Consider the following 17314-nt stretch of genomic DNA (forward strand, 5'->3'; position numbering starts at 1 on the left):
CCAGAATTAGTTCCCGAAACAGAAGAAGAACAAAAATTATTTGAAGGTGCATTACGCCGCCGTCAACTGCGTTTGATACTTGGGGGTAAAATGAAGCCACATGACGCAGCAGAGTTGAAGGCCTTGTTTGCGGGAGAGTAACTTAGTTAATCAGGCACATAATCTTCCGGCAGCATATTCGCCAACCGTTCATACATCCATATGCCATCGTAGTAAAACGACATAGCAGTAAGCAGTCGGCCACGATAATCAAGCAGTATTGGAACCGGCGGTTTAACTGGACGGATACCTGTTACCGTTACATCTTTCACCTGGCCCGATACGATCCTGTTTTTTGTTATTTCGTTTTTGAGTGAGGTGCTTTTATTGTATACCACACGTAACCAATCGGCAACTTTCAGTTGATAAATCCGATAGCCAGAATCACTGTACAAATGCAAAACACTATCTTCAATTACAGGTACAGCCATATCCATACTATTTGATCCCCCTCTTCCAATTACAATTGTTGTGGTTTCCCGTTTCATTTCTTTACGGTAAACATTCTGCATACTAAAACCATCGTCTTTTAATTGCTTATTGACGAGGCTTCTGAAAAAATGCATTGAACTTCCTTCGTAGGTTTGTTTTCTGCGGCGTGCCCAGCGGCGTTTTGTTTCACCGTCAGTGTCTTTATCAAAAAAACGTGTGTACCCGTAAAATCTTGATTCACCTGTGGATCGATGAAAATAAAAATCAACCAGGTCAAAATTCACCACATAACCCAACTCCGGATTATCAACCACCAACGTTGTATCGCAGTAAGCAATTATTTCATTGCTGTTACCACCCGCAGCAAACTGCACATCTTTCAAATTTTTAATTTTTGCTCTTTGCGCCGCAACTGTTTGTCCAAGCAATGTGCGTTTAAAAATTTCGAGATAACGCATACGTGTTTCACTTGGCAAAATGAGCAACTCCCGCATCTGCTGTTCTTTCTTACCCATCTGAAACACAATTTTCAACGAAGCCGATTTTAAATTGGCGACGTACAGGAGATTATGATAACCTACGAAAGAAGCCACCACTTCATATTCACCAGGAGCAAGCGGACCTAACTGAAATTCACCTGCTGCATTCGTAACAGTTCCCGTTGTTGAATTATTTACAAATACACTTGCGTTGCCAAGAGGTTGTTTTGTATCAGCATCCATTACAACTCCCTTAATAATGTGAGATTGTGCAATGCTTTTTGTGCACTGCAGAAAAAAGAAAGGAAAGATGATAAAGGTTCTAAAAAAATACATCAACTGCATGTAATGCGAAAATAAAAATACAACTTGAACAAACACTACTCAGCATGTTCATGATGAAAAGTATGGCCGCAGTTTGGGCACCTCACATTTTTCTTGCCCCGTAAATGCTGCATCTCTTCTAAAAACCCTGCTGTAATAATACCAGCAGGTAAAGCAAAAATGGCCACTCCACTCAACATGATAATACCCGTCATTACTTTTCCAATAATGGTAACAGGTATCATATCGCCATAGCCCACCGTTGTAAGTGTTACAATAGCGTACCAAAGCGTTGCGGGTATACTTGAAAAAACAGCTGGTTGGGTGTTATGTTCTGCGAAATACATGATGCTTGAAGCGATGATGATGAGAAAAAAAATCAATACAACACTCAGCTTTAAATCGTTTGCACGTTTCACAAAAACATTCCGGATCATTTTTGCCGACTTCATATATGCAGTGAGTCTGAACAAGCGAAGGAAACGAAGCAGCCGCAGAATTCGAAGCATACGTAGATCAAGGCCAACAACAACATGTATATAAAAAGGAAGTATGGCCAGCAGATCGATCAATCCTTCAGCTGAAAACATATACTTGATGCGGCCGAAAATAGTATGGCTGTACCTCGGATCGTGATCGCAACTCCACACACGTAATACGTATTCAACAGTAAAAATGATCACCGATATCAAATCGAAATAATAAAAAAAAATTGCGTATTTGGCATGGAGTAACGGTACGGTTTCAAGAATAACAACCAGTACGTTTGAAATAATAAGAAAGATGAGAAAAGCATTTAGTATTTTATCCCATTTGGTTTCCCCTAATTCGGGGTGAAGAAGGATATGTATTTTTTTCCTGGTTGAGTGATACATGCAGCGGGTTTTGGCCGTTTTAAAGTTAGTGAATAATACAAGTTTTACAACAGGCATAAAACCAAGGCATAAAAAAAGGATGAACGGTCGTTCATCCTTTAATTTTTTTTGGCAAAAGTTATTTATCAATAACGCTCATGAGGTGATGCTTTCCCTTGAGCATATACTTTTTACTTTGTTCAATGGCATCCATAACCTGGTCGAGGATTTCTTCAACCGGGGCATTGTAATCGATGTTCATCGGCTCTTTAATTGTAACAGAAAGTAAACTTCCTTTCTTTTTAAATTTCAATCCTTTTTTATTAAATGCACGCCAGAAGCCATTGATGACGATAGGCACCACAATAGGTTGGTTCTGCTTGATAATATAAGCAGTTCCTTTGCGGCCCGGGGCAAATGGCTTCGTTGTTCCCTGGGGGAACGTAATTACCCAGCTATCGTTTAATGCTCTTGCAATTTTTCGTGTATCACCTGGATCGAGACCACGTTGCACTTCTTTTCCTTCAGCACGCCAAGTACGCTTCACCGTGAGTGCACCTGCACTGGCAAACAAACGGGTGAGCCATGTATCTTTCATGGTTTCGGCGGCCGCCACATAATAAATTTTGGTAATCGGGTTTAGAAGATAATAAGGAATACCTAATCCTTTATATCTACCCCATTTTGCAGCAAAAAAGATATGGAGGAAGGTGATCACATCAGCAAAATAAGTCTGATGATTGCTCACAAATAAAACGTTACGTTTAGGAAGATCTTTTAAACGCTCTGCGCCATTTACCTGCAGCTTATTGATAAGGGCAATGCCCGGGTAAGTAGCTGCACCAACAACACCGTACACCACACGACGCAATAAATTAAAGTTCTTTATTCGTTCGAAGAAAGTTGACATGGTTAAAGTTGATTGACGTCCCAGATGGGACGTGCAAGATAACAATTTGGTAATATTGACAATCATTAATTTTAGGTTGTCGGCTTATTACTACAGGGTTAAATTGCCCTTAATTTTGCGGCATGAAATTGAAGGCCGTTATTTTCGATATGGATGGTTTACTTATTGACAGTGAACCTTTATGGCAGGAAGCAGGCAGCGAAACCCTGCTAAGCTTTGGAAGGGAACTTACAGCGGAACAATATCATTCATCCACTGGCCTTCGAACAAAAGAATGGATTCAACATTGGTTTCATCATTTCGACATTCCGATGGAGCATTCACTAACTGCCATTGATACCTTCATTAACAAGGCCATTGAAAAGATTGATGACAAAGGACAGATCTTTCCGGGTGTGGACAGCATCATTCCCTTTTTCAAAGAAAGAGGTTTTCAAATTGGTTTGGCCACCTCCTCACCTCTATCGTTGGTAAATGTTGTTTTGAGAAAATTAAATCTTGAAAATAGTTTCGATGCAATTGCCTCAGCGGAAAAACTTCCGTTTGGCAAGCCGCATCCCGAAGTTTACATTAATTGTGCAAATGCATTAGGTGTAAGAAGTATTGAGTGTATTGCATTTGAAGATTCGTTCAACGGAATGATCGCTGCAAAAGCTGCACGTATGAAATGTGTAATCATTCCTGCCCCGGCAGATCATGATCATCCTAAATGGGGAGCTGCTGATTTGAAACTGGCTTCGCTTGCTGAATTTGATGAACAAAAACTAAACCTTTTTCTATAATTGTTCGGTTAATTGATGCGATGTGAGTGTTTCACGAAGCAGAGCAAGAAGTTTGCGTTTATCGGCAAAACCGATAAAGTTACCATCAGTGTGCAATACAGGTACGTACCACAAACCCGACAGATCAAATAACCGCATGATCTTTTGAATGTCGTCTTTCACTGAAATACTATACTGAGGTTTTACCATAACTTCAGCAATTAGTTTTTTATCAAACACTTCTTCTTTCAGTAAGATGGTTTTCACATCATCAATATAAACAAGGCCCAGGAGTTTTCTTTCCTCATTCAAAACCGGAAATACCGTTTGATCAGTAATCAAAAATGCATCAGATAGTTTCCTGAATTGATCATTGGCTCGTAACGCAATGCAATTACGCTCAACAATGGCTTCAGGTTTAATATTATTCAACAGCACAAGCTCTCTGTCATCAACCTTAAATCCTTTCTGGGCCAGTTTCTCTGTATAAATTGAATAAGGTTCAAATGCACGTGCAATAAAATAACTCACCGCTGCCACAATCATTAGTGGTACAAACAACGTGTAGCCTCCTGTTACTTCAGCAATTAGAAAGATAGCTGTGAGCGGAGCATGAACAACACCACTTAGAATACCAGCCATGCCTGCAGCCACAAAATTTACGGTGAGCAACTCTTTCCACCCGGTTGTATTAAAAAATTGAGCGAAAGCAAAACCCGTGACAGCACCCGTAAATAAAGTTGGTGCGAAAATTCCACCATTGCCACCAGCATGAATAGTAACTGCAGATGCTACCACTTTAAACAAAACAATTCCAATAACGATCAGCAGTAAAACATATGGATCAGTTACCCATTTCTCGTAAAAAGCATTGTGAAGTAATGCTGATGAATCGTTCTTAAATAACTCTGCCACGGTTGAATAACCTTCGCCATATAAAACAGGAAACAGGAAGATCATTAAACCAAGAAGTAAGCCTCCGCCAATTGCTTTGGGAAAAACTTTTGTAGCTGTTGCAAATTTTTTCTCGGTCCAGAAATAAACCCGCATAAAATAGACAGACACTAATCCGCACAAAGCTCCCAGCAACAAATAAAACGGAATTGCATCGGTTCTCCATTCATTCGTGAGTAAATAAAACAAATGATCCTGGTAAAGCAAACGTGACACAACTGCACCACTTGCTGATGCAATAAGTACAGGAATAAATGTAGGAATAGAAAAATCGGCAAGTAATACTTCCATTGCAAATAACACACCCGCCACGGGTGTATTAAACACAGCTGCAATACCAGCTGCTGCACCACATGCAAGCAGTACTACCCGCTCTTTGTGACTTAATAAAAATATACGTGCTATGTTTGAACCAACTGCAGAACCGGTAATAACAATTGGAGCCTCTAAACCAACAGAACCACCAAAACCAACCGTAACTGCACTGCTTACCATATGGCTGTACATATTGTCGGGCGCTATGTTGCCATGTCGTTTGGAGATCGACTGAATAATATTACTGATACCACTATCGAGCTTTCGCTTACGTACCCGATACACATAAAAAACTGTGATAATAATTCCGATAACAGGCAGAAGATAAAAAAGATCCTGCCATTCATAACCTCTGAAACCTTTACTCAAAAGATGCTGCAATGCATGCACTGATTTTTTCAGCAATACTGCCACTAAACCCACGGACACGCCTACGATAACACTTGCGATCAACAGAAAATTACGATCACTGATGTGCGCAGCCCTGTAATGATTGATATTTCTTATTGCCGATCGTATAGACATCTTGCTCAGGCAAATTCTAAAAGCTCATCAAACGAAGGAACGGTGATCTGCCTGTCGGCAAGGTAATTCAATAACTCGTTCGATGAGCAAAAAGAAACGCCTACACCAACATGCTTGATCATACAAAGATCATTTTCACCATCCCCTACTGCAATGGCATTATTAATATCGATATTATAATGTTTTAAAATATGCTGAACAGCGTTTGTTTTGCAAATAGTATGCTTGCAAAGCGAATGCTGCGTATTAAAAAAGAAAGATGGCAATTTCACCTCACCTGTTGCCACACTTTTTGAGAATTCAAGCTCATTAGCTAACGAAAAATCAGCACCAATTTTTGTTTTGACATGATTTGTTACTACGTCGTAACTATCACTGATTAAACCAACCACATACCCACGACGTTTTAATTCAGCAATCACTTCTTTCGTATTAGCAACAACAGGAATACTGTCGGCAACCGCTAATATTTGGGAAAGATTAAGCCCTTTCAACAGCCGGGCTATATTTTTTGTAACCCCTGTTGCGTCCATTCCACTTGTTCTTATATCAAATAATTCTCTTTCAAAACCGTACAGTTTAGCACAGGTATCAATAAAACGACCACGCAGAATCGTGTTATCCATATCAAAAATGGCGATCTTGTCGAGTCCTTTCAAACTTTCCCGAATAGCAAATTCCATTTGGTCACGTATTTCGGAATATGACTGTAGTTCTTCTAAATTAATTTTCGATTTATTTTCCTGCATCGCTTTTTGAATAATTGCCCGTGAAACTTCTTTGCTCATTTTACCTAATGCCTGCCATGGTTTACTTTTATTATCGAGGTAACCTATGTTCACTTCAGTAATACGTGCTTTCTGCAAATGCATATCGATGAGAATGCCAATGTCAACACCGTAGTCATCATAAAATTCAATCTGCTCAAAAAACTTTTTTCTGCCTGCGATCATACCACTTAAAGGCTGTTCAAAATCAGAAAGATCAGGAAATAAAATATTGAGCAATGGTTTTGCAACTAGTTCTGTTACACGACCGGCATTACGTTCAAATGTTGCTTTTACAAAATCATGCGTATCATTTATGATGGGATCCACAAGATTATAGATAGTATGTGGTGGATAAGGATCAATATCGCCATCGAGAAAAACAAGAATGTCATTTGTTGCACAAAGCATCCCCTCTTTCATTGAAGCTCCCTTGCCCAGTTTTGTACTGGTGATCACTTTTGCACCTGCTGCGATTGAACGACTAACGGTGTCGTCTAGCGACTTATCATCGACCACAATAACTTCTGATACATGTTTATTTTGAAATGCGAACCTGATCACGCTCTCCACTGTTTCGGCTTCGTTCAATACCGGGATAATTATTGTTACCATGCAGTTACATTTTTTTTGATTAGATATTTGGGTGAATTACAGTTAGCTTACACGGAGTACTGGCAGAAAGAGAGTACCATCCGTCGGATACCCTTGCAAGATGGGTGCCACAAAAAAAGGTTGCACGCAAAAACCCAGATAAAAATTCCCAACCATTTGAATATCTGTGGAAAATATTCTGCATAAAAAAAGGACATCGTTTAGAATGTCCTTCAATTCCCCAAAAAAAATAATAATTATTTAAACGCATTAATACCGGTAACATCCATGCCCGTTATGAGCAAGTGAATATCGTGTGTGCCTTCGTAGGTAATTACACTTTCAAGATTCATCATATGACGCATAACCGAATACTCACCTGTAATTCCCATTCCACCCAACATCTGTCTTGCATCACGACAAATGTTTGTTGCAATTTCACAACTGTTACGTTTTGCCATACTCACTTGCTGCGGTGTTGCTCTGCCTTCACTCATCAAAACACCAAGACGCCAGTTAAGCAATTGTGCTTTGGTGATTTCCGTTATCATCTCTGCTAACTTTTTTTGTTGCAACTGAAATCCTGCGATGGGTTTATCGAATTGTACACGTTCTTTGCTGTAACGCAAAGCAGTATCGTAACAATCCATTGCTGCACCTAATACACCCCATGCAATTCCGTAACGTGCTTTGCTTAAACAACCCAGCGGTCCTTTTAATCCCTGCACGTTTGGAAAAATATTTTCCTTTGGCACTTTTACATTATCAAATACTAACTCACCGGTTGCACTTGCACGTAAACTCCATTTACCATGAGTGGTGGGTGTAGAAAATCCTTCCATATCACGCTCTACAATTAAACCACGAACAATACCTTGTTCATCTTTTGCCCAAACAACTGCTACCTGTGCAAATGGTGCATTGCTGATCCACATTTTTGCACCATTTAAAATCACATGATCGCCTGCATCTTTAATATTTGTAAGCATGCTGCTTGGATCACTACCGTGGTTCGGTTCTGTTAATCCAAAACAACCTAACCATTCGCCACTCGCAAGTTTAGGTAAATATTTTTTTCGTTGCTCTTCATTACCGTAAGCATAAATGGGATACATCACCAAACTTCCCTGCACACTTGCGGTAGAACGTACGCCACTATCACCACGTTCTAATTCCTGCATCATTAAACCATAGCTGATATAATCTAAACCGCCACCACCATATTCAACGGGAACAGTTGGGCCAAAACAACCAAGATCGCCCATTTGTTTTACAATCTGTTGCGGAAACTCAGCCTTTTGTGCATAGTCTTCAATAATGGGAGAAATTTCTTTCTTCACATAGGAACGAACTGTATCACGAATCAACTTATGTTCTTCCGTTAACAATTCATCAACTAAAAAATAATCCGGGCTTTGAAAAAGGTCTTGTTTTACTGACATAGCAACAACATTCGTTTAAGGTGAACAAATGTAAGTAAGGGCAGCCACACAGAGAGTAAAAAGTTGTACTTTTCTCATTCTTTAAACTGCTTTATATGAAACAACTGATACTATTCTTTTTATTGTTTGTTACCGTTTCAGCTTTTGCTCAGCAAACCACTGAAGCACCAAAAGAAAAAATTCAACCTTATTGGTTTGTGATGTTGTTAAAAGGAACGAACCGCACACAGGATTCTGCAACGGCTGCAAAAATTCAGGAAGGACATATGGCCAACATGGCCCGCCTCCATAAAGAAGGAAAATTAAAAGTTGCAGGACCTTTTGGTGATGGAGGCGATTGGGTTGGGCTGTTTATTTTTGATGCATCGGCACCTGGTTGCAAAACAAAAGAAGAAATTGAGTTGTTAGTAAAAACAGATCCCGCTGTAATTGCGGGCCGATTGACGTATGACATTCGTCCATGGTGGACAATGGGCAGCGGCAGTTTTAAAACAGGTGTGCCAGTAAATTAAATTCGCCAACAGTATGTTTTTGCGATCTCAACTATCATCAGACAACAGCAAGATTTATGAAACTCTTCTATTCATTCGCTTTACTTTCACTGTTAACTATTTCATGCAACAGCAGTAAGATGCCAAAAAACAACTCACAAAAAAAATATACCTATCTCGCACTCGGTGACTCTTATACCATTGGCGAAAGTGTGCCGTTAGAAAAAAACTTTCCACACCAGGTGGTGGAGTTATTACGAAAAGAGAAAATAAATATAGATGCACCGGCGATTGTTGCCAAAACTGGATGGACGACTGATGAATTGCAGGAGCAATTAATTCGTGTACGATTAGCTATACCTTTTGATTTTGTAACGTTGCTTATTGGTGTAAACAATCAATACCGTGGAAGAAGTGGTGCAGAATATGCTCAACAGTTTGAAGAATTATTGCAACAGGCCATAGGTTATGCTGCTGATAAACCAAACCATGTTATTGTATTGAGTATTCCTGATTGGGGTGTTACACCATTTGCAAAAGACAGGGATAAAAACAAAATTGCAACAGAGATTGATGCATTTAATGCTATTAACGAAAGCCTTGCAAAGAAGTACAAAGTCCATTATATCAACATTACTCCATTGACAAGAGAAGCAGCCACTGATAAAACATTAGTTGCTGAAGATGGATTGCATCCTTCAGCAAAAGATTATGCACGATGGGCGGAGCAAGTGAAAGAAGTAATGATGAGGGAGATGAATTAATTTTAAAAAAACGCTGTCGACGTTATTCAACTCATGACTTCAAATAACTCTTCATCTCAAATTGATATTGTTCTGCAATAGCTTTTGCTTCAAGTGCAAAATCTTCTTTACCTGATGCATAGATCACTGCACGACTTGCATTCACCAATAAACCAACATCACCCCGGGCTGAAGCCGCAGAGCTAGTTATCATTGCTTTTTCTGAAATATCTTTTAAGCTGCCGCCTTGTGCACCAACGCCCGGCACTAATAAAAAATGATCAGGAATAATACTGCGGATGTTTACAAACTCTTCAGGTTGCGTTGCACCTACAACAAACATCAGGTTATCCGGCGTGCCCCATTTAGCAACTGTACGTAACACACGCTCGTATAAAAATTCTGCACGAAGGTGCTCTTCACCATTTTCACTGATGAGTTGTTTCAACTCAAAATCGTTAGCGCCCTTGTTTGATGTTAAGCCAAGAACAATTGCCCACTTTCCTTCATATTCCAAAAATGGTCGCACACTATCTTCACCCATATAAGGAGCAACAGTTACTGCATCAAAATTCATGGCTTCAAAAAAAGCACGTGCATATTGTGTAGAAGTATTGCCGATATCGCCACGCTTGGCGTCTGCAATTTTAAAATGCGTATCAGGGATATAATTCACTGTGCGTTCCATTACTTCCCATCCTTTCACACCCATCGCTTCGTAAAATGCGGTGTTAATCTTATAGCTTACACAATGCGGCAACGTAGCATCGATGATTGCCTTATTGAACGCAAACATGGCATCGGGGTGTGATTGCAAGTGCCTGGGAATTTTGGTAAGATCGGTATCTAATCCAACACACAAATACGATTTCTTTTGATTTATCTGATCAATAAGTTGCTGCCTTGTCATGCGGCGAAATTACATGTTTAGTGTTTAATGAGAAAAGTTTAACGCCTTAGGTCGCAGCCCAATTTCTAAATTATGCGTATTCCAATATCTGCTTCAATGCATCTCCAAACTTCCATACTTCTTCAAAACTGTTATATAAGGGAACGGGTGCTAATCTTATCACTGAAGGCTCACGCCAATCAACAAAGAAATCCTGTTCCATTAGAGCAGAATAAATTTCCTTGCCACGTTGTAACATATTTATGCTTACCTGGCAACCATGTTCACTTTCAGTACGTGGCGTAATAAATTCAATGATTGGTTGTTTTTGCGAAGCATTTACTTCATCAAGCACATACCATAAAAATTCAGTGAGTAATTTTCGTTTTTTGTTGATGTTATCCCAGCCTGCTTCTTCTACAATTTCCAACGCCGCCAATTGCGAAGCGTACAATAACAAAGCAGGCGTACCTAACTGCCACCCCTCCGCCGACTGAACAGGTTTAAATCCCTTATCCATTTGGAAACGTGTTTCTTTTTCATAACCCCACCAACCCGCAAAACGTTGCAGTGAAGGATCAGAATGATAGCGTTCATGAACATAGGCCGCTGCCACAGCACCGGGACCTGAGTTGAGATATTTATAATTGCACCAGCAGGCAAAATCAACGTTCCAATCGTGGAGATTCAATTCGATATTACCAGCTGCATGCGCCAGGTCGAATCCCACTTTTGCGCCGGCTTGCTTTGCAAGTTGTGTAATGGTTTGCATATCGAACACCTGTCCGCTGTAGTAATTGATTCCGCCAAATAATACTAGGGCCAGTTCGTCCTTATATTGCACAATGATCTGGAGCAAATCTTCATTTCGAATAGTATGTTCACCGTCTCTTGGTTTTACTTCAATGATGGCTTCAGCAGGATCGAAACCATAATGTTTTACATGAGTTTCCATCATGTATTGATCACTTGGGAATGCTTTCGCTTCACAAAGAATTTTATACCGTTTGCCTTGGGGTCGATAAAAACTCACCAGCATTAAATGAAGGTTCACACTCAGGTTGTTCATGACCGTTACTTCGTGCGGTAAACAGCCCACGATCTTACTTAACGGACCAACTAACCTGTCGTGATAATTCATCCATGGTTGTTCCGCATGAAAAAAAGATTCAACGGCATGCTTGCCCCAATCATCCAGAATGGTTTGCAATTTATCTTTTGTACGCTTTGGCTGTAGCCCCAGCGAATTGCCCAAAAAGTAAACCTTTTCAATTCCCTCAGTTGTTGGAAGTATAAACTGTTGGCGGAATGACCTTAATGGATCCTGAAGATCGAGCTGTTGTGCAAATGCAAGTGTAGGTTGAAAGTTCATATTAATAGTTCTTGTCAGGCGAAATTGCCCGACGGAGTAATTATGAGTTAAAATAAATTTGGATAGTCGCTGATAACACCATCAACACCCATCTTTTTCAATTGTTCAATTTCTTCTTTTTCATTCACCGTCCACGGAATCACTTTTATCTTTTTTGAGTGACAATAACTGATCAATTCTGCATTCACCAAAGAGAAATGCGGACTGTAAATCGTTGGCACAAAACCCAGGGCTTCAATTTGCTTTTCAATTCCACGTTTATCATTATCCTCAATTAGCATTGCTGTTTTCATTTGCGGATAATGCTGATGCAGGTATTGCAATGTTCTGAAATCAAATGACTGAATGATCACATAATCTTCCAGTTTATTTTCTTTTATAACCGCCATCAGCAATTCAACAAATTCAGCCGGCTTTGGATGAAACCTATTGTCGCCAATAGGCAGACATTTTGTTTCAATATTATAATAAGGTTGCGGACGAATATTTGACTGCAAATAAACTGTCACGCTGTCAAACAAATCTTTCAGCAATGGCTTTATTGCAGCTATTTTTTTCTGCTGCGGAAAACGTGGATGCGGTTTTAAGCCAACATCAAATTTTTTCACCTCATCGTAAGTCATTTGAAAAATATTCAACGACTTCTCCTTCAATGCAGTGACAAAACTTCCATCAGGCTTTGTTGAAATTTCATGGTTAAAAAATGGCTCGTGTGAAACCAGCACCTGTTTATCTTTTGTAATCACCACATCAAGTTCAAGTGTGGTTACGCCAAGATCCAAAGCGTGCAACATAGCTGGAATTGTATTCTCCGGCATTAACCCACGGCAACCCCGATGGCCTTGTTTATCAAAGTTTTTTTGCATAATCGATGTATCGTAATAAGCATAATCTAATGGATTCAGCCAAATTGTACCCGTTGGTTTATTTGAACGACAGGCAATAATTAACAGGCAAATAATAGCAAAAACTCTCATTTGTTAAATACTTTATCCTTTCGTTCTTCCATCGTATTCGCCACAACTTCTGCATCACCACTTTGTTCTTTCAAATGGCTGATAATATTCTGATAACTTTTCTCATCCCTGTTCTGGCTAAGCTTAAACACATGTTCAATTGATGTCACTTCAATCTCAAAACCAATAATTGCTTTCAGCATTTTTTCAGCATATTCTCTTGGAAGATTATCAAAGACGGTAGAAGATTTGATATTGTTGTGTTCGTAATGCAGCGATAATTTGCGTAGTGCATCTATTAACCCCTGTTCATCCAAAAATTTTAATTGACCTCTCGCATGCACACTGCTGTAATTCCAGGTGCTCACGTTTTGTGGATGTTCATACCAGGTTGCACTTACGTAAGCGTGCGCACCTGAAAACACAACAAGTGCTTCTTTATTCTCTTCAAATACTATGTGGTGATCCTGCTTCCTGGTGATATGCCCAAGTAGAATTATTTTCCCATCTTTTTCTTCGATCAGCAAAGGTATTTGCGTAGCGATTGCCTTTCCCTTACTATTGCCAATAAGCATTGCAAACGCATGCTGTTTCATAAATTCAACAACAACCTTTTCGTCATGTTCTTTAAAGTGGCTGGAATTATACATGCATCAAAGGTAAGGTTCTGCAAAAACAAGAAAACGGCAAACATGGTCGTTACAAAAAAAACGGCGAACTAAAAGTTCGCCGTTATACTCGACAGCATGCAATAGTTACACACTGCTTCTGAATATTGCATTCACAATTGCTAAAATAATAATGGCACCAAGTGCACCGGTTAAAATAGCACCGACCCATCCAGCACCAAAGCTTACACCGAGTTGACCGAGTAACCAGTAGCCGACAAAACTGCCTAGAATACCTACAACAATGTTACCGAGTAAACCGAGGCCACGACCTTTAAAAAGTTGACTACCCAGCCATCCTGCAATGGCACCAATAATTAATACGACAAGAATTTCCATACAATTGTTTTTTACAAATGATGAAATATGTTTAACACAACAATCTATAAAAACATCGTGCCAAAAAAAATGGCGGGCCTTCTGCCCACCATACCAAAAAATCAAAACAATATAGCTTTAAGACACTATTTCAAGCGTTTGGGTTGCAGGTATCTCTGCATTTCGCATAGCGATACTTCTAACAGCTGCATCCGTAAAGTCTTCAAATGCTTTCTTACTCACTTCATCATCACTCGCCATGATGGGCTTACCGTAATCGCCGCCTTCACGAATACTTTGCACTAATGGTATTTGCCCGAGGAATGTTAATTCAAACTCATCGGCCAAACGTTTACCACCATCTTTTCCAAAAATGTAATATTTATTGTTTGGTAATTCAGCCGGGGTGAAGTAAGCCATGTTTTCCACCAAGCCAATGATGGGCACTTTTATTTGTGCCTGTCCAAACATTGCTACTGCTTTCTTCGCATCAGCCAATGCAATATCCTGTGGAGTAGTTACAACAATTGCACCTGTTACCGGAACTGTTTGCACCAGTGTTAAATGAATATCACCCGTACCCGGTGGCATATCAATTACTAAATAATCTAAATCTTCCCACAACACATCTGTCACAAATTGACGGATAGCACTGCTGGCCATTGGTCCACGCCAAACAATTGCATCTTTTTCATTCACCAACAAACCAATGCTCATGAATTTAATTCCGTACTTCTCCATTGGCACAATCATTCCTTTGCCGTTCACCTCTGTCATCTTCGGACGCTCGCCTCTTACACCAAACATCATGGGCACACTTGGCCCGTAAATATCTGCATCCATCAATCCAACTTTTGCACCGCTTTGTGCTAAGGCAATAGCAAGATTTGCGCTTACCGTACTCTTACCCACTCCTCCTTTACCACTCACAACTGCAATAATATTTTTTACGTTGGGCAATACCGATTTGGGATCTTTCCTGTTGCTGCTTGTGTTAGATGTAAAATTGATAATCACCACAGCGTCTTTATTCACGAGTAGCTCAATGGCGTTGGTGGCGGCCCGTGCCATCATATCTTTCATTGGGCAGGCCGGTGTAGTTAATACGATCGTAAACGACACTTTATTTCCATCAATTGCAATGTCTTTAATCATATTCAGGGTAACGAGATCTTTGCCGAGGTCGGGTTCCTGTACGTTGCTCAGGGCCTGCAGCACTTGTTCCTTTGTCATGTGTGTAGTAGTATTTGTTAAAAAAGCTGATCAGACTGCAAAATTAACCATTGATCGCTTCCAATTGGTGAGGCAAATCATGTTTTCCACTTATTTTTGAGGCAGATGAAGAAATTTCTACTCCTTTCCCTTGTGCTCGGTTTGCTTGCGCCTATTGCTGTAAAAGCACAGTTTGAATCGTTCAAAGATTCTATTGTTCAATTGTATGGGGTGGTGATGACAGCCGATAGTCTTCGTGGCCTTCCCGGTGTTACGGTGAAACTTCGTAACCAGAACCGTGGTACGTTTACAAACGAGCAGGGCGTTTTCAGCATTGTTGTTTTAAAAGGAGATATTATCGATTTCACGTATGTTGGCTTTAAGCCGAAGGAAGTGGTGATACCGTCAAATATTGAAGGCAATTCATTCAGCATTATTCAACTGATGGTTGTTGATACCGTTTATCTTCCGGCCACTATCATTAAAGCAAGACCAAGGCGTGAACAGTTTGAACGGGAGTTTGTAACAGCTGATGTGCCTGCTGATAAAATTGAAGTGGCACGACAAAATACACGAACAGCTCAATCAAGAATATTACAACAATCATTACCTAGAGACGGTAGCGAAAACTCGAGGTATGTACAAAACCAGTACAACCAAACGCAATACTACAACGGTCAGTTTCGTCCGCAGAACATTTTTAACCCTGTTGCCTGGAATGAATTTATACAGGCCTGGAAACGGGGAGATTTCAAGAAGAAAAATTAAAAGTTGAAAATCGAAAATGGGAAGTACTTGTTACTTCTTTTTTGATTTTGCCGTTTTTCCAGAAGCCGTAAGGATTGCTGTAATTTCTGTTGCTTCTTTGTGTAAAGCCTCAAGACGCTTAACAGGAAAAACTTCAATCTCTTGCATCAGTTCAATCCAATAACAGGTTTCATCCGCTTCTTCTTCAGCAATGGTCAATTTCGAAATAAAATCAGCAGTACTTCTTCCACGTAAAGATGACCGATAATTTGCTCCGACAGAGGTAGCTGAGCGAACTACCTGTCTAACAAGAATATCTTCAATTTTTCCGGGAGGAATTTCCTTGCACATTTTAATAACTCTGACAGCGAATGCCCTTGTGCGATCCTTTAGTTGTTGACTCATGCTTTTCATTTTGGTTTTGTTTAGCAATGTTCGATGGCTAACCTACTTTCGATTTTCCACCTTTGATTTTCGATTTACAAAATACAAAACAGTTCTATCAGCATTTTTTCTAATTCAAATCATTTACTCAACAATCTGCTTTTCCTATATTGTGCCCAATAAAAAAGCATAGAAATGAAACAGATTGCTGTAGTAGGTGCAGGAACCATGGGAAATGGAATTGCACATGTATTTGCCCAAAGTGGATTTAATGTAACCCTCATTGATGTAAACCCCGGTCAGCTTTTAAAAGCAACCGATACCATCGCTAAAAACCTCGACCGACAGGTAACAAAAGGAGTTATTACCGAAGAACAGAAACAATCAACAATCAAAAATATTTCTACAACACACGACCTGTTAAGAGGTGTTGAAAACGCAGAGTTAATTGTTGAAGCAGCAACTGAAAACGAAGAATTAAAGCTTGACATTTTTGAAGAGATTGACAAAGCCGCTCCTGCCGGATGTATTTTGGCAACAAACACATCGTCTATTTCCATTACTAAAATTGCAGCAGTAACCAAACGCCCCGATATGGTCATTGGCATGCACTTTATGAACCCTGTGCCGATGATGAAGTTAGTTGAGATCATTAATGGGTATGCAACAAAGAAAGATGTAACAACAAAAATTGTAGAATTGAGTCAACAACTTGGCAAAGTGCCTTGCGTGGTGAATGATTACCCCGGCTTTATTGCCAATCGTATTTTGATGCCGATGATCAATGAAGCCATTTGCAGTTTGCACGAAGGTGTTGCAGGTGTTGAAGAAATTGATACGGTGATGAAACTTGGTATGGCGCACCCGATGGGGCCATTGCAGTTAGCCGACTTTATAGGGCTGGATGTTTGCCTCGCTATTCTGCGTGTGTTGCACAGCGGATTCGGCAATCCAAAATATTCCCCTTCTCCGTTGCTGGTGAATATGGTTACAGCAGGTAAATTGGGCGTGAAGAGTGGTGAAGGATTTTATAATTATGCGGGAGGAAGTAAAGAGTTGGTGGTGAGTAATTCATTTAAAAAATAAAATTAGAATAGGTTACAACAAAGCCTGCTGATATCAGCAGGCTTTGTTGTAA

General features: G+C 39.9%; 18 protein-coding genes. 5 read left to right on the forward strand and 13 right to left on the reverse strand.

Annotation, left to right across the window (positions count from 1 at the left end; genetic code table 11):
• Nucleotides 1–146: 146 nt before the first annotated feature.
• The 3 genes from ACO1QW_RS15820 to ACO1QW_RS15830 form a co-directional block, all read right to left on the reverse strand.
• Nucleotides 147–1286 carry a carboxypeptidase-like regulatory domain-containing protein gene (locus ACO1QW_RS15820; protein ID WP_486260180.1) on the reverse strand — a complete coding sequence of 380 codons (1140 nt, stop codon included), beginning with the start codon at nt 1284–1286 and terminating at the stop codon, nt 147–149.
• Between the two features lie 44 nt (nt 1287–1330).
• Nucleotides 1331–2149 (reverse strand): ion transporter, encoded by an 819-nt coding sequence (locus ACO1QW_RS15825; RefSeq protein WP_486260182.1) that lies wholly within the window; start codon nt 2147–2149, stop codon nt 1331–1333.
• A 118-nt stretch (nt 2150–2267) separates the two neighbouring features.
• On the reverse strand, nt 2268–3038 hold the full coding sequence (locus ACO1QW_RS15830; RefSeq protein ID WP_486260184.1) for a lysophospholipid acyltransferase family protein: 771 nt from the start codon (nt 3036–3038) through the stop codon (nt 2268–2270).
• 122 nt (nt 3039–3160) lie between these two features.
• Here ACO1QW_RS15830 and hxpB point away from each other — a divergent pair, with 122 nt between their 5' ends.
• Entirely contained in the window at nt 3161–3820 is a 660-nt protein-coding gene (gene hxpB / locus ACO1QW_RS15835) for a hexitol phosphatase HxpB (RefSeq protein WP_486260186.1), read from the forward strand.
• Here hxpB and ACO1QW_RS15840 read toward each other — a convergent pair.
• The 3 genes from ACO1QW_RS15840 to ACO1QW_RS15850 all read right to left on the reverse strand — a co-directional run bounded on the left by ACO1QW_RS15840 (nt 3815) and on the right by ACO1QW_RS15850 (nt 8396).
• Nucleotides 3815–5593, reverse strand: coding sequence for a chloride channel protein (locus ACO1QW_RS15840; RefSeq protein ID WP_486260187.1), 1779 nt, complete (start codon nt 5591–5593; stop codon nt 3815–3817). The genes hxpB and ACO1QW_RS15840 overlap by 6 nt on opposite strands.
• A 5-nt stretch (nt 5594–5598) precedes the next feature.
• Nucleotides 5599–6975 (reverse strand): HAD-IB family phosphatase, encoded by a 1377-nt coding sequence (locus ACO1QW_RS15845; protein WP_486260189.1) that lies wholly within the window; start codon nt 6973–6975, stop codon nt 5599–5601.
• A 236-nt stretch (nt 6976–7211) separates the two neighbouring features.
• A complete protein-coding gene (locus ACO1QW_RS15850; protein ID WP_486260191.1) occupies nt 7212–8396 on the reverse strand; it encodes an acyl-CoA dehydrogenase family protein in 1185 nt (394 codons plus the stop codon).
• A 95-nt stretch (nt 8397–8491) separates the two neighbouring features.
• Here ACO1QW_RS15850 and ACO1QW_RS15855 point away from each other — a divergent pair, with 95 nt between their 5' ends.
• Nucleotides 8492–8908 (forward strand): YciI family protein, encoded by a 417-nt coding sequence (locus ACO1QW_RS15855; protein ID WP_486260193.1) that lies wholly within the window; start codon nt 8492–8494, stop codon nt 8906–8908.
• A gap of 56 nt (nt 8909–8964) precedes the next feature.
• Nucleotides 8965–9651, forward strand: coding sequence for an SGNH/GDSL hydrolase family protein (locus ACO1QW_RS15860; RefSeq protein ID WP_486260195.1), 687 nt, complete (start codon nt 8965–8967; stop codon nt 9649–9651).
• 31 nt (nt 9652–9682) lie between these two features.
• Here the strand turns inward: ACO1QW_RS15860 and pyrF are convergent, their stop codons facing one another.
• The 6 genes from pyrF to ACO1QW_RS15890 form a co-directional block, all read right to left on the reverse strand.
• Nucleotides 9683–10540: an orotidine-5'-phosphate decarboxylase gene (pyrF, locus tag ACO1QW_RS15865; RefSeq protein ID WP_486260197.1), complete on the reverse strand. Its 858-nt coding sequence runs from the start codon at nt 10538–10540 to the stop codon at nt 9683–9685.
• Nucleotides 10541–10610: 70 nt separating this feature from the next.
• Nucleotides 10611–11891 carry a kynureninase gene (gene kynU, locus ACO1QW_RS15870; protein ID WP_486260199.1) on the reverse strand — a complete coding sequence of 427 codons (1281 nt, stop codon included), beginning with the start codon at nt 11889–11891 and terminating at the stop codon, nt 10611–10613.
• A gap of 47 nt (nt 11892–11938) precedes the next feature.
• Complete coding sequence (locus ACO1QW_RS15875; protein WP_486260201.1) at nt 11939–12868, reverse strand: glycerophosphodiester phosphodiesterase; 930 nt, start codon at nt 12866–12868, stop codon at nt 11939–11941.
• A complete protein-coding gene (locus tag ACO1QW_RS15880) occupies nt 12865–13497 on the reverse strand; it encodes an FMN-binding negative transcriptional regulator (protein ID WP_486260203.1) in 633 nt (210 codons plus the stop codon). Before ACO1QW_RS15880 ends, ACO1QW_RS15875 begins: the two co-directional genes overlap by 4 nt.
• 105 nt (nt 13498–13602) lie before the next feature.
• A complete protein-coding gene (locus ACO1QW_RS15885; protein WP_486260205.1) occupies nt 13603–13854 on the reverse strand; it encodes a GlsB/YeaQ/YmgE family stress response membrane protein in 252 nt (83 codons plus the stop codon).
• A 117-nt stretch (nt 13855–13971) separates the two neighbouring features.
• Nucleotides 13972–15066, reverse strand: coding sequence for an Mrp/NBP35 family ATP-binding protein (locus ACO1QW_RS15890; protein WP_486260207.1), 1095 nt, complete (start codon nt 15064–15066; stop codon nt 13972–13974).
• A 105-nt stretch (nt 15067–15171) separates the two neighbouring features.
• On the opposite strand from ACO1QW_RS15890, the gene ACO1QW_RS15895 reads away from it, so the two are divergent.
• Nucleotides 15172–15813 carry a carboxypeptidase-like regulatory domain-containing protein gene (locus tag ACO1QW_RS15895; RefSeq protein WP_486260208.1) on the forward strand — a complete coding sequence of 214 codons (642 nt, stop codon included), beginning with the start codon at nt 15172–15174 and terminating at the stop codon, nt 15811–15813.
• 30 nt (nt 15814–15843) lie between these two features.
• On the opposite strand, the gene ACO1QW_RS15900 is transcribed toward ACO1QW_RS15895, so the two are convergent.
• Nucleotides 15844–16197 carry a four helix bundle protein gene (locus tag ACO1QW_RS15900; RefSeq protein WP_486260210.1) on the reverse strand — a complete coding sequence of 118 codons (354 nt, stop codon included), beginning with the start codon at nt 16195–16197 and terminating at the stop codon, nt 15844–15846.
• A gap of 174 nt (nt 16198–16371) precedes the next feature.
• On the opposite strand from ACO1QW_RS15900, the gene ACO1QW_RS15905 reads away from it, so the two are divergent.
• Nucleotides 16372–17262, forward strand: coding sequence for a 3-hydroxyacyl-CoA dehydrogenase family protein (locus ACO1QW_RS15905; protein WP_486260212.1), 891 nt, complete (start codon nt 16372–16374; stop codon nt 17260–17262).
• The last annotated feature ends 52 nt before the right edge of the window (nt 17263–17314 follow it).

It is taken from the genome of Lacibacter sp. (genome assembly GCF_057361365.1).